At 45.9% G+C, this 18,035-nt stretch carries 18 protein-coding genes and 2 tRNA genes; 17 read left to right on the top strand and 3 right to left on the bottom strand.

The genetic code is table 11. The features are described 5' to 3' along the window. Positions 1 to 59: 59 nt before the first annotated feature. A tRNA-Leu gene (locus CVU71_11135) sits at positions 60 to 153 on the bottom strand. Between the two features lie 105 nt (positions 154 to 258). Here CVU71_11135 and CVU71_11130 point away from each other — a divergent pair. After that, a tRNA-Ala gene (locus CVU71_11130) sits at positions 259 to 334 on the top strand. A 69-nt stretch (positions 335 to 403) separates the two neighbouring features. On the opposite strand, the gene CVU71_11125 is transcribed toward CVU71_11130, so the two are convergent. Continuing rightward, positions 404 to 2,092 carry a hypothetical protein gene (locus CVU71_11125; protein PKN18067.1) on the bottom strand — a complete coding sequence of 563 codons (1,689 nt, stop codon included), beginning with the start codon at positions 2,090 to 2,092 and terminating at the stop codon, positions 404 to 406. An 87-nt stretch (positions 2,093 to 2,179) separates the two neighbouring features. Between CVU71_11125 and CVU71_11120 the strand changes: the two genes are divergently transcribed. The 13 genes from CVU71_11120 (at position 2,180) to atpC (ending at position 14,217) form a co-directional block, all read left to right on the top strand. Then, positions 2,180 to 3,217, top strand: coding sequence for a rod shape-determining protein (locus CVU71_11120; GenBank protein PKN18066.1), 1,038 nt, complete (start codon positions 2,180 to 2,182; stop codon positions 3,215 to 3,217). A gap of 48 nt (positions 3,218 to 3,265) precedes the next feature. Beyond that, complete coding sequence (locus CVU71_11115; GenBank protein PKN18065.1) at positions 3,266 to 4,111, top strand: rod shape-determining protein MreC; 846 nt, start codon at positions 3,266 to 3,268, stop codon at positions 4,109 to 4,111. Further along, positions 4,108 to 4,647 carry a hypothetical protein gene (locus CVU71_11110; GenBank protein PKN18064.1) on the top strand — a complete coding sequence of 180 codons (540 nt, stop codon included), beginning with the start codon at positions 4,108 to 4,110 and terminating at the stop codon, positions 4,645 to 4,647. The genes CVU71_11115 and CVU71_11110 overlap by 4 nt, the downstream gene beginning before the upstream one ends. Next, positions 4,586 to 6,475 carry a penicillin-binding protein 2 gene (mrdA, locus tag CVU71_11105; GenBank protein ID PKN18063.1) on the top strand — a complete coding sequence of 630 codons (1,890 nt, stop codon included), beginning with the start codon at positions 4,586 to 4,588 and terminating at the stop codon, positions 6,473 to 6,475. Before CVU71_11110 ends, mrdA begins: the two co-directional genes overlap by 62 nt. A 51-nt stretch (positions 6,476 to 6,526) precedes the next feature. After that, positions 6,527 to 7,642, top strand: coding sequence for a rod shape-determining protein RodA (locus CVU71_11100; protein PKN18062.1), 1,116 nt, complete (start codon positions 6,527 to 6,529; stop codon positions 7,640 to 7,642). A 34-nt stretch (positions 7,643 to 7,676) separates the two neighbouring features. After that, positions 7,677 to 8,054: a hypothetical protein gene (locus CVU71_11095; GenBank protein ID PKN18061.1), complete on the top strand. Its 378-nt coding sequence runs from the start codon at positions 7,677 to 7,679 to the stop codon at positions 8,052 to 8,054. A 275-nt stretch (positions 8,055 to 8,329) separates the two neighbouring features. Next, positions 8,330 to 8,764, top strand: a complete 435-nt coding sequence (locus CVU71_11090; protein ID PKN18060.1) for a hypothetical protein — start codon at positions 8,330 to 8,332, stop codon at positions 8,762 to 8,764. Further along, the gene (locus CVU71_11085) at positions 8,761 to 9,357 is read left to right on the top strand and encodes a hypothetical protein (GenBank protein ID PKN18059.1); all 597 of its coding nucleotides are present in this window, start codon (positions 8,761 to 8,763) and stop codon (positions 9,355 to 9,357) included. The genes CVU71_11090 and CVU71_11085 overlap by 4 nt, the downstream gene beginning before the upstream one ends. Then, positions 9,354 to 9,896, top strand: a complete 543-nt coding sequence (locus CVU71_11080; protein ID PKN18058.1) for a F0F1 ATP synthase subunit delta — start codon at positions 9,354 to 9,356, stop codon at positions 9,894 to 9,896. Before CVU71_11085 ends, CVU71_11080 begins: the two co-directional genes overlap by 4 nt. A gap of 2 nt (positions 9,897 to 9,898) precedes the next feature. Further along, positions 9,899 to 11,413: a F0F1 ATP synthase subunit alpha gene (locus CVU71_11075; protein PKN18057.1), complete on the top strand. Its 1,515-nt coding sequence runs from the start codon at positions 9,899 to 9,901 to the stop codon at positions 11,411 to 11,413. A 95-nt stretch (positions 11,414 to 11,508) separates the two neighbouring features. Beyond that, positions 11,509 to 12,384 (top strand): ATP synthase F1 subunit gamma, encoded by an 876-nt coding sequence (gene atpG, locus CVU71_11070; protein PKN18056.1) that lies wholly within the window; start codon positions 11,509 to 11,511, stop codon positions 12,382 to 12,384. Positions 12,385 to 12,447: 63 nt separating this feature from the next. Next, complete coding sequence (gene atpD, locus CVU71_11065; protein ID PKN18055.1) at positions 12,448 to 13,791, top strand: F0F1 ATP synthase subunit beta; 1,344 nt, start codon at positions 12,448 to 12,450, stop codon at positions 13,789 to 13,791. 15 nt (positions 13,792 to 13,806) lie between these two features. Further along, a complete protein-coding gene (gene atpC / locus CVU71_11060; protein PKN18054.1) occupies positions 13,807 to 14,217 on the top strand; it encodes an ATP synthase F1 subunit epsilon in 411 nt (136 codons plus the stop codon). A 103-nt stretch (positions 14,218 to 14,320) separates the two neighbouring features. Here atpC and CVU71_11055 read toward each other — a convergent pair whose 3' ends face one another. After that, entirely contained in the window at positions 14,321 to 14,800 is a 480-nt protein-coding gene (locus tag CVU71_11055) for a transcription elongation factor GreA (GenBank protein PKN18053.1), read from the bottom strand. A gap of 252 nt (positions 14,801 to 15,052) precedes the next feature. Between CVU71_11055 and moaA the strand changes: the two genes are divergently transcribed. The 3 genes from moaA (at position 15,053) to amrS (ending at position 17,970) form a co-directional block, all read left to right on the top strand. Then, a complete protein-coding gene (gene moaA / locus CVU71_11050; GenBank protein PKN18052.1) occupies positions 15,053 to 16,045 on the top strand; it encodes a GTP 3',8-cyclase MoaA in 993 nt (330 codons plus the stop codon). A 117-nt stretch (positions 16,046 to 16,162) separates the two neighbouring features. Then, a complete protein-coding gene (locus CVU71_11045) occupies positions 16,163 to 16,963 on the top strand; it encodes a hypothetical protein (GenBank protein ID PKN18051.1) in 801 nt (266 codons plus the stop codon). Continuing rightward, complete coding sequence (gene amrS, locus CVU71_11040; protein ID PKN18694.1) at positions 16,963 to 17,970, top strand: AmmeMemoRadiSam system radical SAM enzyme; 1,008 nt, start codon at positions 16,963 to 16,965, stop codon at positions 17,968 to 17,970. Before CVU71_11045 ends, amrS begins: the two co-directional genes overlap by 1 nt. Positions 17,971 to 18,035: the final 65 nt, after the last annotated feature.

The raw sequence follows: 18,035 nt of genomic DNA, 5'->3' as shown, positions 1-18,035 counted from the left end.
ATCAGTCCCAAAATGAAAAAAGGTTTGTAACGATGAGCGTTGCAAACCTTTGAATATTCTGGTGCCGGAGCTCGGAGCTCGGAATCGAACCGAGATGCCCTTGCGAGCGGGGGATTTTGAGTCCCCTGCGTCTACCAGTTTCACCACTCCGGCACGGGCGCGATTATATAGACGGAGAACAAAATGTCAAGCTAAAATCTGTTGACAAGCCGCAAATGCCCATGTTAAAGAGGCCCTTCGATTTGGGAAGTCTTGATTGGGGGTGTAGCTCAGCTGGGAGAGCGCTTGAATGGCATTCAAGAGGCCAGCAGTTCGATCCTGCTCATCTCCACCAAAAATAAAAGGGAAGAACCGGATAATGGTTCTTCCCTTTTTCAGTTACATCAAAAACCGCTGATTCGGATTATAAATCTTTTGCCTCTTTATTGATTTTCAGCCGTTTTGCTTTGATCATCTCCGCTTTGTTGCCTTCCAGCCATAATTTCATCGCTTCTTCCCGTTTCAGATTCATCGCCACTTTTCGATATATCTCTTTTTTTGCGGCGAAATCGCTCCTGTCCAGTGCGCTCATTTCCTTGAGTTTGATAATCACATTTGTATTATTGATGGCAAGAGGCTTTTCCGGATAAGGCTGATTCATGGAAAGAGACAGAAGTATTTCGACGGTTTCGGGATGGTTGCCGAGTTTCGGAATAGCCGTGCCGGGTTGAAATAAGCCGGTTTCCTGTACTTTTAAACCTTTCTCCGAAGCCAGTTTATCCAGATTTTCTCCTTTGCGCAGCTTTTCAAGGATCATGGCGGCGTCCTCGAAGGCGATTTTGTCCTGCTCAGACTTGAGATAGCTGCGGCGAACGTCCGTTTCAATATTTTTGAGCTGCGGCGTGAAGGCTTCCTTTTTATCGTCAATGCGTATCACGAAATAGCCATTGCCAGCGGTCAGAACTTTGCTGATATCCTTCTTTTGCAAGCCGGCCAGCTGCGAAGTCAGATCTTTAACGGATGCAAAGATCTGAGGGGGTTTATTGAGCGGGAAAAAATCAGCAGCCTGAACTTTCAGGTTATTTTTTGCGGCATAAGCGTCAAAGTTGTCTTCCTGGTAAATGGTGTCGTGCGCTATCTTGGCTTCCGCAAAGGCTTTTTGCATTCCCCGGCTTTGCTTCAGCTCTTTGATGATGACCGGTGTCGCCTGTTCCAGCCCCATGAGCTTGCCGTCTTTGCCTTTGTAGTTTTCTTTACTGCGGTTGTAATAATCCCTGACGTCGGAGGGGCTGATTTCGGCGGAAGAAAACGTCTCGGCGGCAAAAAACAGGTATTTGATTTTTACCTGCTCGGGAACGCGAAAAGCATTGCTGTTGTTCTTAAGATATTTTTCCAGCTCGCTTACGGATGGATTGATTTTTCTGGTGATATCAGCGCCGAAAATTTGCAGGAAATTGAGATTAATTTTCTGATTCTGCATGGCATAAAGATCCAGCACTTCCTGATCGGATACTTTGATCCCTTCACGAATTATAACGGCAATTTTACTGGCAGCCAGATTCACTTTCTGGCTGGCTTCAAAGTCTTCTGCGGTTAATTTGTTCATGCGCAGTAATTGCTTATATTTGTAGTTGTCAAATTTCCCGTCTGTTTGCAGGTCGGGTATGGTCATGATCATTTGCTTTAACTCGTCATCGGACACCTGCAGTTTCAAATCTTTTGTTTTGGCAATAATGACCTGACGGTTGATCAGGTTGTCGATGGCCACCTTTTTGAGATCCATCTGCTTGATCATCTCCGCCGTTAAAGCGCCGCCTTGACGCGCTTTTTCCATATCCGTTATTTTTGAGTATTCGTTATAATATTCGGATTCGGTGATGGCAACGCCATCGACAATGGCCAGAGCGTTGGCTGTTCGAGAGCCCCGGTCTGTTCCAAAATAAAGGACGAAAACAAAAATAATGATGGCCATGAAAAGAAGCATGAACCAGCCTCGAGCGTGTTTACGGAAAAATTTCAGCATTTCATTACCTCTAAAGTGAGTGTTGAGTGACCCAATATCTTTACAATCAGGATCACTAGTATTACAGTCATTTACAAATTGCAAATACATTTTAAAAATGCGTTGCTTAGGGGGATGAAATACGATATAGACCCAAAAAATATATGAATACGATACATTAAAGAAACAGGAGGGCACATGCTGTTCGATTATATTTTAGGAAAGTTTTCCAATGATCTGGCCATTGATCTTGGAACTGCCAATACACTGGTTTATGTTAAAGGAAAGGGTATTGTTTTAAATGAACCGTCCGTTGTCGCCGTGCATATGGATAATAGAGGCATGAAAAAGGTGCTGGCGGTCGGCAATGAAGCCAAAAACATGCTGGGACGCACTCCAGGCAATATTGTTGCCATCCGCCCCATGCGTGACGGCGTCATCGCGGATTTCGATATCACCGAAGCCATGCTGAAACACTTTATCCTGTGCGTACACAACCGCAAATCACTGGTGCGCCCCCGCATAATTGTTTCCGTACCGTCGGGCATTACGCAGGTGGAGCGCCGCGCGGTGCGTGAAACAGTCGAGTCGGCCGGCGCCCGGGAGATATATCTGATAGAAGAGCCGATGGCGGCGGCAATTGGTGCGGGATTACCCATTGCCGAGCCCACCAGTTCCATGGTGGTTGATATCGGCGGCGGTACCACGGAAGTGGCCGTGATTTCCCTGGCCGGCATCGTGTATTCCAAATCGGTTCGGGTGGCCGGGGATAAAATTGATGAAGAAATTGTCCAGTACATGAAGCGCAAATACAGTTTGCTGATCGGTGAAAGAACGGCTGAAATCATCAAGACGCAAATCGGCTGTGCCTATCCGATGAATGAGATTAAAACGATTGACGTCAAAGGACGTGACCTGATATCGGGCATCCCGAAGACCATCGAAACAAGCTCCGAAGAAATCCGGGAGGCGATCATCGAACCCGTGACGTTGATCGTCGATGCGATAAAAGATGCTCTGGAAAATGCCCCGCCGGAACTGGCCGGTGATATTGTTGACCGCGGCATTGTGCTGACCGGAGGCGGTGCTTTGCTGAAAAATCTCGATATTCTGGTGCGGGAAGAAACCGGCCTGCCTATCACGATTGCCGACGATCCTCTCTGTGCCGTGGCCCGCGGCGCCGGCATGGCACTGGATCAACTGGACGTGCTCAAAGAGGTCACTATTCAGGTCTGATGTCGCTTCCTGAATCGGTCTTTATCGGTAGAAGATATTAGGTCGAATATGTTTTTTAAGAATTATCGGACCGTCATCTTTATTGGCGTAGTTGTTGCCGCCGCTCTTGTTCTGCTTTCGTATAGTTTAAAGTACGATTCCGGTGCGGGTGTTGTAAAAAAGCTTGTTCTGGAAGCGGCAACGCCTGTTCAGCGATTGTTCAATGCGTCCATTGAAGGCGTCGAAAACGCCTGGTTGCGCTATATTCACCTGGTCGGACTGGAAGAAGATAATCGGAGTCTGAAAAATAAAATTGCCGCTCTCCAGGCGGAGCTGATTCTTTATAAAGAAGGCTATCTTGAAGCGCAAAGATTGAAAAAACTTCTGTCTTTGCTGGAAGATCGTCAGTACAAATTCACGGCTGCCCGGGTGATTGCCAAAGAACAGGCAGCCCTTTCCAAAACCCTCTGGATTGACAAAGGCAGTGCGCACGGTCTGAAATCCGGGATGCCGGTTCTTGTTCCGCCCGGACTTATCGGAAGATTGACGGATGTTTCCTGGCATAGTTCGAAAGTTCTCCTGCTGATTGATGAAAATTCCAACGTGGATGTTCTGATACAACGAACGCGGGTGCAGGGAATTGTTCGCGGCGCGGGATCGCGCGGCTGCGTCGTCCGGTATATTTCCAAAGTTCAGGATGTCAAGGAAGGCGATGTGGTTGTGACATCCGGAATGAGTAACATTTTTCCCAAGGGGTTGCTTATCGGCAAGGTGAGCCACGTCGACCGGATGGACGTCGGGTTGTTTTTGCAGATCCGGGTGGCCCCTTTTGTTGATTTTTCCATGCTGGAGGAAGTTCTGGTTTTAACGACCGGGCAAGGGGAATTTTCTGAGGGAAAGAAAACTGCAAAATGATTTATTATTTATTATTGCCTTTTTTGACAATTTTGCTGGTTGTATTACAAACCACCCTGGCCGATATCCTTTTTTCAGGCTGGCTGGTTTTGGAACTGTCGCTGGTTGTCGTGATTTATGCCGGATTTCGTCTGGATTTGATGAAAGGAATCATCCTGACAGGCCTTTCGGGATTTGTGTTTGACTGTGTGTCCGGAGCGCCTCTCGGATTATTCACGCTTGCTTATCTGCTTATTTTTTTACTTTCTTTTTTTGTTTCATTGCGGCTTGCTTCGGAAAAGCTTTATCTCATAGCTCTTTTCAGTCTGGTTTGTTCTCTGCTGGAGTCGCTGATGCTGATTCTACTCTACCATATTGTGTCTGACGTTGACATGCTGAGTAATGTGTTTCTCGTTTTTGTGCCACAGGCTTTGCTGATTAGTGTTCTTTCCGTCGGCTTTTTTTACGCGATGCGAAAGATAGAAGGATTAGTGTATGGAAAAACAAGGCAATCTTCGCAACGGACCGGAACCCGCGGAATTTCGGCAGAAGCTTAAAGTTGTCATTATCCTGGTTGTCCTGACCCTGCTTGTCCTAATGATTCGACTATGGTATTTGCAGGTCATCAAGGGAGATGAACTTAAACAGCGGTCGGAAAACAATGCCGTGCGCTTTCGCAAAATCCAGCCATTGCGCGGTCTGATTATGGATCGCAATGGCGCGGTGATCGTGGACAACTGTCCTTCTTTTGATGTGCTTTACATGCCCACAAAAGGTGTGGATCCGGAGTTAATGATCCGGAAAATTAAAGATATTTATAAAACCAAATCGATCGATTACTCATCCGATCTGCCTTTTCCCAAGACGCTTAAACCCTATCTGCCGGTGCGACTGGAAAAAAACGTCAGCATCGAAAAAGTTGCCCTTGTGGAAACCAACGCCATTGACCTGCCGGGTGTTTATGTCGATGTCACGCCGGTCCGCCTCTATGTGGATGGGGAAATGATCGCACCGATCATCGGTTACACGGGTGAAGTCAGCAAGGAAGAATTGGAAAAATCGGAGGAAGATTATCTGTCCGGCGATATCACGGGAAAGTATGGCATCGAAAAAGTTCTTGATCCCTATATTCGCGGCCGCCGAGGCAATGAACTGGTTGAAGTCAATGCCTTCGGCAAAGTCATTAAGAACCTGGGGCGGATTGATCCCACTTCCGGTTCCACCGTTGTGCTGACCATAGATGCCCAATTACAGAAGGCTGCCTGGGAAGCCTTTGAAGGTAAAGCCGGTGCGGCTGTGGCAATGGATCCGCGTGATGGTTCGATTCTGGCGATGGTCAGTCTGCCGTCTTTTGATCCGAATTTATTCAACAGCGGCATTGCTCGCGCTGAATGGGAAAAACTGCAAAAGAATCCGTTGAACCCTTTGTCCAACAGAGCCATTTCCGGACAGTATCCGCCCGGCTCGACCTATAAACTTATTGTGGCCGCGGCAGCCCTCGAAGAGGGCATCGTTACGCCTGAAACCAGAATATCCTGCAGCGGTTCTTTCAGTTTGGGCAACAGATCGTTCCGCTGCTGGAAAAAGCATGGACACGGATCCGTCAATCTGCATCGGGCGCTGGTGGAGTCCTGTGATGTTTATTTTTATACGGTTGGGAAGATGTTGGGCGTGGATAAAATAGCGCGATACGCCCGGTTGTTCGGTTTAGGGGAGGCTACCGGCATTGATCTTGCTCACGAGCGAAGGGGTCTGGTGCCCACGCGGGACTGGAAGCTGGCTCGTATGAAAGAGCCGTGGCACCTCGGTGAAACGATATCAATATCCATCGGCCAGGGGTTCAATTTAACAACCCCGCTGCAGTTGGTGCAGGCATACAGCGCTTTGGCTAACGGCGGTACTTTGTGGCGTCCCCATCTTATTCAGCGAATTGAGTTGTCCGATAGAACCGTTGTTAAAGAATATCTGCCGGAGAAAAAAGGCGAATTAAAGTTAAGTCCGCAGACGATATCAGTGCTCAGCCACGGACTTTGGGGTGTTGTCAATGAACCGGGAGGCACCGGAGCTGCTGCGCGCAGGCCTTCTGCAGACGTTTGCGGTAAAACCGGAACGTCGCAGGTGGTGGGATTGCCGCAGAATGAGAAGGCGCGCCGTACACAAAAAATTACCGCATTTCATAAAGACCACGCCTTATTTGTCGGCTATGCTCCGATGAAAAGTCCGGAAATCGCCGTGGCGGTGATTGCTGAAAATGCCGGCGGCGGCGGTGCGGTTGCCGCTCCGATTGCCCGTAAAATTCTGAACGCTTACTTTGATGCCAGGAAAAAAGAAAAAGCGGTTAAGGTTGCCGCAAAAATTCAGCCGGCCGGTCAGCCGGAAGACTGATTACGTATTTCATGTTTATCGTTCAAGGAAGGATTCTTATTAAGGAAGAAAATGATTTTTTTTAAATACGATCGCCGTATATTTCAGAATTTTGACTGGACTCTGTGTGGGTTGGTGCTGGCTATTTGTGCCATTGGCATTATTAATATTTATTCCACCGGCTTTAGTCTCAGCGATAATCAATCACCCCTTTACTTAAAGCAACTTCAATGGATTCTGTTCGGTCTTTTTTTAATGATGATTACTTTTTTAATTGATTACCGGGCCATCAATCAGGCTGCATATATTATTTATGCGATTTCCGTTCTATCCCTGATTGTTGTTGCTTTATTCGGTCATACGGCCAATGGCGCGCAAAGGTGGATATCCTTCGGATTCGTTTTATTTCAACCTTCCGAATTAATGAAGGTGAGTGTTATTATTGTTCTGGCCAGATATTTTGATGATCATAAATCTAACGAGCCCTATCTGTTGCGGGAACTGTTTGTTCCTGCCGTGATGGTGTTGTTTCCCTGTGTCCTGATCTTGAAACAACCGGATTTAGGGACGGCATTGATGATCGTCATTGTTGCCGCTTCGATTGTTCTTTTTATCGGAATGAACTGGAAGTCCCTGTTGATAACCGCTGTCAGTATTTTAGTGATGTTGCCCATGGCCTGGTTCTTTTTAAAAGATTATCAAAAAGACAGATTACTGACTTTTCTTTCGCCCGAGATTGATCCCTTGGGTACGGGCTACCATATTATCCAATCCATGATCGCCATAGGTTCCGGAGGATTTCTGGGCAAGGGATTTTTAAAAGGTTCACAAACCCAGCTGAAGTTTTTACCGGAACAGCAGACGGATTTCGTTTTTTCCGTGTTTGCGGAAGAGTGGGGATTTGTCGGCGGTTTGATCCTGATGATGATGTTTATATCCTTGATCATCTGGGGGTTGAAAATTGCCTTGCATTCAAAAGATTTATTGGGCACGATACTGGCATTTGGCATTACCGTACTGATTGCCTGGCAGGTGGTGATCAACATGGGAATGGTCTTGGGTATGCTGCCGGTTGTCGGCATTCCATTGCCCTTTTTAAGTTACGGCGGTTCAGCGATAGTGTCATTGCTGGCCGCGATAGGGTTGTTAATGAACGTCAGCGTGCGCAGATTTATCTTGCAACGCTGATCTGTTTTTTATTCGGAATCATAAGGAGAAAAGTATGTGGGAAAAGAAGAAACATGTTGAAGATACGAAAGCTTTTTTAGGGAAGGGCGCCGAGTTTGTCGGTAAACTGATGTTTAACGGCAATGTTCGTATTGACGGCGATTTTCAAGGAGAGATTTTCGGGCAAGGGTCTGTTGATATCGGTGAGGGTGCTTTGGTGAAGGCCAACATTGCCGTTCACAGTGTCTATATCGGCGGTGAAGTTCAAGGCAGTATTGATGTGAAGGAAAAAATAAACATTCACTCCACAGGAAAATTTCTCGGCGACGTGCGGACACCGGTCTTCATCATGGAAGAGGGGGCGCTTTTTGATGGACGGTCACATATGATTGATGCAAAGGAGCAAAAAATAGTTCAATCATCAGTGGATTAAGTTCTTTCAAGCACTTATTTAAACTATCATAGCTGTGATTTTATCAAAATTAGACCGTCGGTCATAAAAAAGCTTGACAACCAAACAAGTGTATGGTTAGTAACCTCCGTCCTCGCGGTGTGGCTAGCTTCAGCGAGCCCGGTTATTGAACGTCAGCTTCTGTAACAAATCACTGCCAGAGATTACGCTGTTTGAAATGTTAGATTAAATTTAATTCACCTTATTGTCCCATGGCAAGTATGGATAATAAGTTCTGAAAAAAGACGAGGTAAGTTGTGGTTACCGTAATTCCAGATTTAACACTTTTCGTTCAGATGGCTACTTTCATAGCCTTAGTTTTTATCCTCAATTATCTTCTTTATAAACCCATTTTGTCCATCATAGACCGCCGTAAAAAACAGCTTGAAGAGCTCGAAAATGAAATTAAGCTTTTCAAAGATTCTGTGGATAAAAAAGCCGCCGAATATGATGAAAAACTCAATAAGGCAAAAACGAGCGCTTCTGATCTGAAAAAAGAGATTATCACGGAAGGTGCTCAGCAGGCCAAAGGCATTGTCGATGCCGTCCGTAATGAAATACCAATAATGTATCAAGAATTTCAAAAGAAGATGGATGCGGAGATGCAAGCTGCTCGGCAGATACTTGACGGCCAGTCCCGTAAGCTTTCTCTGGAAATTGCGGAAAAGATTCTGGGAAGGAGAATGCAATGAAGTATTCACGCCGATCAATTAATTTTTCGCTGTTTCTTTCCCTGTTTATCGTTTTCGCTTCGGCTTGCATGGTTTATGCGTCAGGTGGCGGCGAGGGGCATGGTGAAGGCGGATCCCAATGGAAAGATTTTGCCTGGAAGACGCTTAATGCCGCTATTATCATTGGCTTTCTGGTATGGATGTTAGCACCGAAAATCAAAAGCTTTTTTGCCGGCCGGCGTCAGGACATCAAGGATTCCCTGGAAAGCACAGCCGTTCAAAAGGCGGATGCCGAGAAGCAGTACAGGGAGTATGCGGAAAAGATCGACAAGGCTTCTCTGGAAATTGACGGTATTTTTGAAATGATCAAGGCTCAGGGTGTTGTCGAAAAGCAGAAGATCATTGAAGATGCAAGCAAGGCCGCCCAGAAAATGAAAGAAGACGCGCAGGCGCGCATCGAACAGGAGTTGAATAAAGCTTCCGGTCAGTTGCGCAGTGAAGCAGTTGCCCTTTCAGTGCAAATGGCGGAAGAAATACTAAAGAAGAACATAACAGCACAGGACCATGAAGCGATGGTCAAGGAATATATGGATAAGGTGGTGAACAAAAATTGATCAGCAATATTTCAAAACGATACGCTCGCGCATTTTTTGAAATTGCCGAGGAAGAAAAGAAACTGGAACAGTATTATAACGAGCTCAGTCAGTTTTCTTCAATTGTTGCAGAGAATAAAGATTTGGGTGGCTTTTTAGCCAATCCGATCTTTGACGAGGAAGCTAAGAAGAAAGTGCTGGATAAGATCATCGGCAAATTATCGCTTTCTAAAATGACAATCAATTTTTTAAATTTGCTGATCGATAAGAAACGGATCGATGTTTTACCGGACATTGAAAGCTGCTACAGGCAGTTGATGGATGAAACGCTTCAAAAAGTGAGAGTAACTTTGAGGACGGCATTTCCTCTATCCGGTGAGACGCAGGATTACATAACCTCTAATTTGAAAAAAATGACGGGCCGCGAAGTTGAAGTAACGGTTGAATCAGACAAGGGCCTATTAGGTGGCATAGTTATTGGTGTTGGTGATACGCTTTATGACGGCAGCATCAAAAACCAATTGAATAATATGAGGAATCTCTTAGGGGAGGCAAGATAAACATGGAAGCAATCAAGGCGGAAGAAATTAGTCAAATTATTTCTGAGCAAATTAAAAGCTATGAAAAAAAGCTGGATATAAGCGAAACAGGAACAGTCCTGTCTGTCGGTGACGGTATCGCGAGAGTTTACGGTGTTCAAAACGCAATGGTTATGGAGCTTCTTGAATTCCCCGGCGGCATTCTGGGTATGGTTCTCAACCTGGAAGCAGATAATGTCGGTGTTGCCGTTCTGGGAGAAGTTACACATATCAAAGAAGGTGATATCGTTAAGAGAACCGGTAAAATCGCGCAGGTTCCGGTGGGTGAAGGACTGCTCGGCCGTGTCATTGACGCGACGGGAGCGCCACTGGATGGTAAAGGCCCCATTGAAGCCACCGAGTTTCGCCGAATTGAAATGGTTGCCCCAGGTGTTATCGCGCGCCAACCCGTTAACCAGCCGATGTACACGGGCCTCAAAGCCATTGATGCCATGACGCCGATCGGACGCGGCCAGCGTGAACTTATTATTGGCGACCGCCAGATTGGTAAAACAGCCATTTGCGTCGATGCGATCATTCGCCAGAAAGATACGGGCGTTAAATGTATCTACGTCGCCATCGGCCAGAAGAAATCCACCGTGGCGCAGGTTGTGGAAAAATTAAGACAGCATGACGCGATGTCTTACACATGTATCGTTGCCGGATGCGCTTCCGATCCCGCAACACTTCAGTATATCGCGGCCTATGCCGGTTGCAGTATTGGTGAATACTTTAGAGATAAGAGCCAGGATGCATTGATTGTTTATGACGATCTGTCCAAACAGGCAGTTGCTTACCGTCAGATTTCACTGCTCTTACGTCGTCCTCCCGGACGTGAAGCTTATCCCGGCGACATTTTTTACAATCACTCCCGTCTGCTGGAACGTTCAGCCCGTGTCAGTCAGGAGTTGGGCGGCGGATCGCTCACCGCTCTGCCGATTATCGAAACCCAGGCGGGCGATGTGTCGGCCTACATTCCGACCAACGTTATTTCAATTACCGACGGCCAGGTTTATTTGGAACCGAGTTCGTTCTTCTCCGGTATCCGACCGGCTATCAACGTCGGTCTGTCCGTGTCCCGCGTCGGCGGCGCAGCCCAGGTGAAGGCGATGAAGCAGGTTGCCGGCACGCTGAAACTTGATCTGGCCCAGTTCCGTGAACTGGCAGCATTTGCCCAATTCGGTTCCGATCTCGACAAATCCACGCAAGCGCAGTTGGATCGTGGTGTTCGTCTGGTTGAGTTGCTTAAACAGCCGCAATATCAGCCCATGTCTCTGGGACAGGAAATTGTTGTCCTGTTTGCGGGAACAAGAGGTTTTATTGATAAAGTCGATGTTGAAAAAGTCCAGGCCTATGAAAAACAGTTGTTGAGTTTCGTTGAAAGCAAGCATTCTGATATTTTGAAAGAAATAGAAGATAAAAAGATTATTTCGCCTGAGCTGGAAAAGAAGATGAAGGATGCTCTGACTGCATTCGACTCCGTTTTTGTGGCGGAATAAATTGTAAAGAAGATGAAATAGAATTTTGTGGTAAAAATTCTGGTTACAGGAACGACGGATTAAAGTCCAAATTAAACAGTTGAGGAGAATCTTCAGTGGCCTCGCTTAAAGACATAAAAAGAAAAGTTAGCGCCGTTCAAAAGACGAAGCAGATCACACGCGCCATGAATATGGTTGCCGCGTCAAAATTTAAATCGGCGCAGATGAAGATGGAAAATTTCCGGCCTTACGCTGGAAAATTTATGGATGTTCTTAGTAGTGTTGCTTTACGTGTGGATAGTTCTTCTCATCCATTGCTGGCGGTTCGTGACCCCAAAAAAATAAGAGTTATTTGTATGACGTCCGACCGGGGGCTTTGTGGCGGGTTCAATACAAACCTTATTAAAGCAACAGAGCGATTCTTAAAGGAAAAAGGAAAAGAAAGCAAAGAAATTGCCTTAGTCAGCGTCGGCCGCAAAGGCCGGGATTTTTTTCGAAAGAAGTCGAACATCATTGCACAAAAGGTTGATGTCTTAAGTAAATTTGACATGACGCTGGCGGTTTCCATTGCGGATGAAGTTATTACCCCTTTTATCAAAGAGGAGTATGACGAACTCTATTTAATCTATAATCAGTTTGTCAATGTTTCCGTTCAGAAGCCTACAATTGTCCGGCTGTTTCCTTTACCGTCAATCGGCCAGGATACGGAGATGGATTCTGATAAGCGTCTTGATTATACTTATGAACCATCGGATGAAGTGTTGCTGCATAAATTACTGCCGATGTATGTTCATGTTTTGGTTTATCGGGCTCTCCTGGAAACATCAGCCGGTGAAAACGGCGCTCGGATGGCTGCCATGGATAATGCAACCAGCAATTGCGAAGAACTGATCAGCAGTTTGACGCTGAAAATGAATAAAGCAAGACAGGCGGCAATTACGGCGGAGTTAATGGATATCGTTGGCGGTACCGAAGCTTTGTCGAAAGGTTAATTTTTCTGCGGTAATCTGCCGCATGTAAAATATATTAATGCGACTATTTGTAAGGAGATAGTTATGAATATCGGAAAGATTGTTCAGGTTATTGGACCCGTTGTTGACGTGGCTTTTGAAGAGGGGAAACTTCCCAGTATTTTAAACGCTATTTTAATTACCAATCCGGCGATCAACGACAATGAAGATAATCTGGTTGTCGAAGTAGCGCAGCATTTGGGCGACAACGTTGTCCGCTGTATCGCCATGGATGTTACCGATGGTCTGGTTCTTGGCAGAATTCAGAACGTTGTAGGTCGCCCCGTGGATGGTCTGGGACCCATTAATGCTGAAACGCACATGCCGATCCATCGTCTATCTCCGACGTTCATGGAGCAGGATACATCCGTTCACGTTCTGGAGACAGGCGTTAAAGTTATTGATCTTCTGGTTCCATTTCCCCGTGGCGGTAAAATGGGCATGTTCGGCGGAGCAGGCGTCGGCAAGACCGTCGTTATGATGGAAATGATTCATAACATTGCCATGCACCACGGCGGCATTTCCGTGTTCGCGGGCGTCGGTGAAAGAACCCGTGAAGGAAACGATCTTTATCGCGAAATGCTGGAATCAGGTGTTATCAAACAGGCTGCCCTTATTTATGGGCAGATGACTGAACCGCCCGGAGCCCGCGCGCGAATTTCATTGACGGCTCTGGCCAATGCGGAATATTTCCGTGATATCGAAGGCCAAGATGTTCTTTTGTTCGTCGACAACATCTTCCGTTTCACACAGGCCGGTTCTGAAGTATCCGCTTTGCTGGGACGCATGCCTTCTGCCGTCGGTTATCAACCGACATTGGCCTGCGATCTTGGTGAACTGCAGGAACGTATTACATCCACCAACAAGGGTTCGATTACGGCCGTTCAGTGCGTTTACGTTCCCGCGGACGACTTGACCGACCCTGCGCCGGCAACCACCTTTGCGCATCTTGACGGAACCGTCGTTTTGTCCCGACCGATTGCCGAACTGGGTATTTATCCCGCGGTGGATCCTCTGGATTCAACATCGCGTATTCTTGACCCTAACGTTATAGGTCAGGATCATTATATGGTCGCCAGACAGGTTCAGGTAACGTTGCAGAAATATAAAGATTTGCAGGACATCATTGCCATTTTGGGTATGGATGAGCTTTCCGAAGCCGATAAGCTGACAGTTAGCCGCGCCAGAAAGATTCAAAGATTCCTTTCGCAGCCCTTCTTCGTTGCCGCTCAGTTTACGGGAACGGAAGGGAAATTTGTCTCCGTGCCCGATACAGTTAGAGGATTCAAGGAAATCCTGGAAGGCAAGCATGATGACTTGCCTGAGCAGGCTTTCTACATGGTTGGTGGCATCGAAGAGGCGATAGAAAAAGCTCAGAAGCTTTCCTGATAAGCGAGGATTTCAATGTCGGATGAATTAATGCTTGAAGTTGTAACGCCGGAAAAAATTGCTTTTTCCGGAATAGTGGATGAAGTAACAATTCCCGGAACAGAAGGTGAATTTGGGGTTTTGCGAGGCCATGAACCCTTCTTAACATCAGTGGATATTGGTGAACTTTATTTTCTGGTTGCCGGTAAAAAGACAAATTATGCCGTCAATACCGGCTATGCGGAAGTGACAGGCAGTAAAGTAACCATATTAATTGAAACGGCGGAAAGAGCTGATGCCATTGATAAAGACAGAGCGACGAGGGCAAAAGAAAAGGCTACGGCGAGTTTGGCGCAACTGACCAAGGAGCATGACGATTATGAAAAAATGCGTTTGGCTCTTGCTCGCGCGATTAACCGGATTAGTGTTGCTGAAAGATTAATGTAAAACTAACCCGTCGCAATATAGATTAAAGAAGGCAGATCACTTCAACAGGATCTGCCTTTTTTAATGGTAAAAATTAATGTCCGGTAGCTCCGGGGCTGATCACTTAGTCAACCGAAATGTCGATAACTTGAAAATTGCGGGTACCGCCCGGTGTTTTTACGGTAATTTCACTATCAATTTTTTTCCCGATTAATGCTCTGCCGATAGGTGATGTTACTGAAATTTTGTTTTGATTGATATCCGATTCAAAAGGGCCGACCAGCTGATATTTTATTTCTTCACCGTTGTCACTGTCAATATCGGCTATGGTCACAAAACATCCAAAAACAACCTTGTCGCTGGTTATCCCCGTTATATCGATTATGTTGCACGAAGCCAGATTATTTTCCAATTCCTGTGATTTGCCGTAAAGATGGGACTGACGTTCTTTTGCTGCAGCATATTCCGCATTTTCGGAAAGGTCACCATGGGCACGCGCTATTTCAATATCACGAACATTTTCAGGGATGGACACATTCTTGATGGTCTCCAGATCCTTTTTTAATTTCTCAAAGCCCTCTTTAGTAATAGGTATCTTGTCCATAAACACTCCAGATTATTTTGCCTTGCTCTGACGTGATCTTTATTGTTCAACAACAGGCAGGAAACTCGCTAAATTTTTGTTTAAACGAGAAACAGTGTCCTGTCAAGAAACATTTCACTTTTTGTTTCCAGTATATATGCGCTTATCCGGATCATTGAAGGATTCTATTCTATTCCACAGGCTAAAGTTGTTTTGTCTGATGGTTTATGCTATGAACGCCAGTCAGGTAATTAAGGAGATTGTAGTAAAGTCATGCTGGATAAATACGACAGAGATATAAACTATCTGCGAGTTTCCATTACAGAACGATGCAATTTACGTTGCACATATTGCCGGCCCAAGGAAGGAATTTCGTTGAAAGGGCATGACGATATTCTCCGGTATGAAGATATTCTTCGCATCGTTTCCCAAGCGGTTAAGATGGGCATGATCAAGATCCGGCTGACTGGCGGTGAACCTCTTGTCCGCCGGGGCTTTGTTGAGTTCGCTAAAGATTTGAAAAAAATACGGGGCCTTCAGGATATCAGCTTAACAACCAACGGCATTCTCCTGGATCAGTATGCAGAAGATATTTTTAAAGCCGGTATCACCAGAATCAATATCAGTCTTGATTCTCTCGACAAAGACAAATATTTTCAAATAACCAGAGGCGGAAACCTTGACGATGTTTTTCGGGGCATTGCTGCTGCCGAAAAGGCAGGCTTTTCCCCTATAAAAATCAACACGGTTGTGATGACCGGCTTCAACGACGATGAGGTTCTTGATTTTGCGCAATTGGCGATGAAAAAACCTTTTCAAATCCGATTTATCGAGCTTATGCCGATCAGTCAGGTAAACGCAGATCAACCCGAAGACTTCCTGCCGACAAACCAGTTGTTCGCAAAAATCAGTAAACATCTTCAGCTTGAGCCCTTGCCGGGCAAAAAGAACAAATCAGACGGACCGGCCAGAATTTATAGGCTGAAAGGCGGACCGGGTGAAGTTGGGTTTATTAATCCGGTCAGCGATCATTTTTGTTCAACTTGTAACCGTTTGCGCCTGATGGCCGATGGGAAACTGCGTGCTTGTCTGATTAAGGATGAAGAAATTGATTTGAAGGCGGCTCTCAATCGTCATTGTGATGATGCCGAGCTCTCCGGCCTTATCCGTCAGGCGATATTGCTGAAACCCGAAAAACACGATCTGGACTGCACAGACAGGCATCTGAAAAAATGCCATCGTGACATGTCCGACATCGGCGGATGAAAATTTGCCTGAGGCAATTATCTTGATATTGATTATAATAAAGATATGAATTAGTGTTAGTCCATCCAAGATTGATGATCGTGTAGGTGTTGCGAAATAATTAAATGTTATGCAGCAATGGGAGGGGTTGGCTTCATGTCTTTCGATCCACTTCAGGCCGCGTCAGGGGAGAAATGGCTGGAATCAGAATTAGGACAATATATATTTTCCCGTCAAGAAAAACTAATTTTGGATTTAGTGTCTCCTGCCATGGGGGAATCTCTGCTGGATGTGGGTTGCGGAACAGGGAACTATCTGCGCTTGTTCCAACAGGAAAAATGTGTCCTGACGGGAATTGACTCGTCGGCTAAAGCTCTGGAGCTGGCCCGGAAAAAACTTGGTAATCAATGTGAATTGGTTCAGGGAGACACCACAGACCTTCCTTTTTCCGATAATGAATTTGATATTGTCACTCTGATGAATGGTCCGCAGCCTCCGGGCGACCCGCAAAAAATCATTGCTGAGGCTGTCCGGGTCAGCCGTAACCGTGTATTTATCGGCTTTTTCAATAAGCATTTTCTGGCAGGAACCGAACGCTCTGTGCGAAAACTTTTTGGCTTTCCCACCGTCCCCGCCATTCGTTTCTTCTCTATCGGTGAAATGCAATCCATTATCAAAGAAACAGTGGAAACTTCTTCCATCAGGTGGGGGTCCGTTATTTACCTCCCCAGTCCTGTTTATACGCTGTTCTCGGAACTGGAAGAACTTTTCCCAATGAAAAATAATCCATTGGGTGCATTTGTCGGTATGATAGTTCCTGTTCGATATACTTACCGAACCGTTCAAAACCCCATTATAAATTCATTCGAGTTGAAAGCCGATACGGAGACCGGAGCTCCGGAGGCTGTCCGGGGCATGTTAAAAGAGGCTGACCGATGATCAGAGAAGCGTTACTTTATAAAAAGCTTGCCGATTCCCGTGTGCAATGTGCGCTATGCGCCCACCGGTGCAAAATAAACCCCGATCGGCGCGGGCTATGCGGTGTCCGTGAAAACAGGGATGGTATTTTGTACTCCCTTGTCTTCGGGACACTGATTGCCGAGCATGTTGACCCTATTGAAAAAAAACCTTTTTTTCATGTTTATCCCGCTTCACGATCCTATTCCATTGCCACCGTCGGCTGTAATTTAAGCTGCGAATTTTGCCAAAATCATGAAATATCCCAAATGCCTCGCTCCACCTTGATGATTATGGGCGAAGATACGTCACCTGCGGCCATCGTAGAGCGCGCCCAAAAAAGTTCTTGCAAAACGATTGCTTATACCTATACGGAACCTACCGTTTATATGGAAACCGCTCTGGAAACCGCAAAGACTGCCTGCGGTGAAGGTTTGAAAAATGTTTTTGTTACGAATGGGTTTATGACACTGGAGGCGATTGAAATAATTGCGCCTTATCTTGCCGCCGCCAATGTGGATTTAAAGTCTTTTCGGGATGAATTTTATAAGAAACAGTGTGGCGCGCGACTCAAACCGGTTCTGGACAGTTTGATAAAAATGAAGCAGCAGGGAATCTGGTTGGAAATCACCACATTGCTTATCCCCGGTTTGAATGATTCTCCGGAAGAATTGAAAGAGATTGCCGCGTTTATTTCCAGCCTGGGTTCGGAAACTCCATGGCATATCAGCAGATTCCATCCTCAGTTCAAGCTGCTTTCGACACCTTCAACCCCCGTCTCTTCGCTGCATCGCGCCTGTGATATCGGGAAAGAAGCCGGGTTGAAATATGTGTATAGTGGCAACGTGCCGGGTGATGACGGCGAAAATACGTATTGCTCCAATTGCCAAAGGCTGCTAATTAAACGTAATGGTTATCGAATTACAGATAATAACCTATCGGACAATTCATGTTCCCATTGTGGTAATAAACTTGACGGTGTTTTTTAAGGGCTTCTTAATTTGGCGACATGATCACAATTTTTTTTAGTTAAATTTAATTTGAATTTCGTCCA

The organism is Deltaproteobacteria bacterium HGW-Deltaproteobacteria-6, from assembly GCA_002840435.1.
Classification (GTDB): domain Bacteria; phylum Desulfobacterota; class Syntrophia; order Syntrophales; family Smithellaceae; genus UBA8904.
This window is presented reverse-complemented; position numbering and strand designations above follow the sequence as displayed.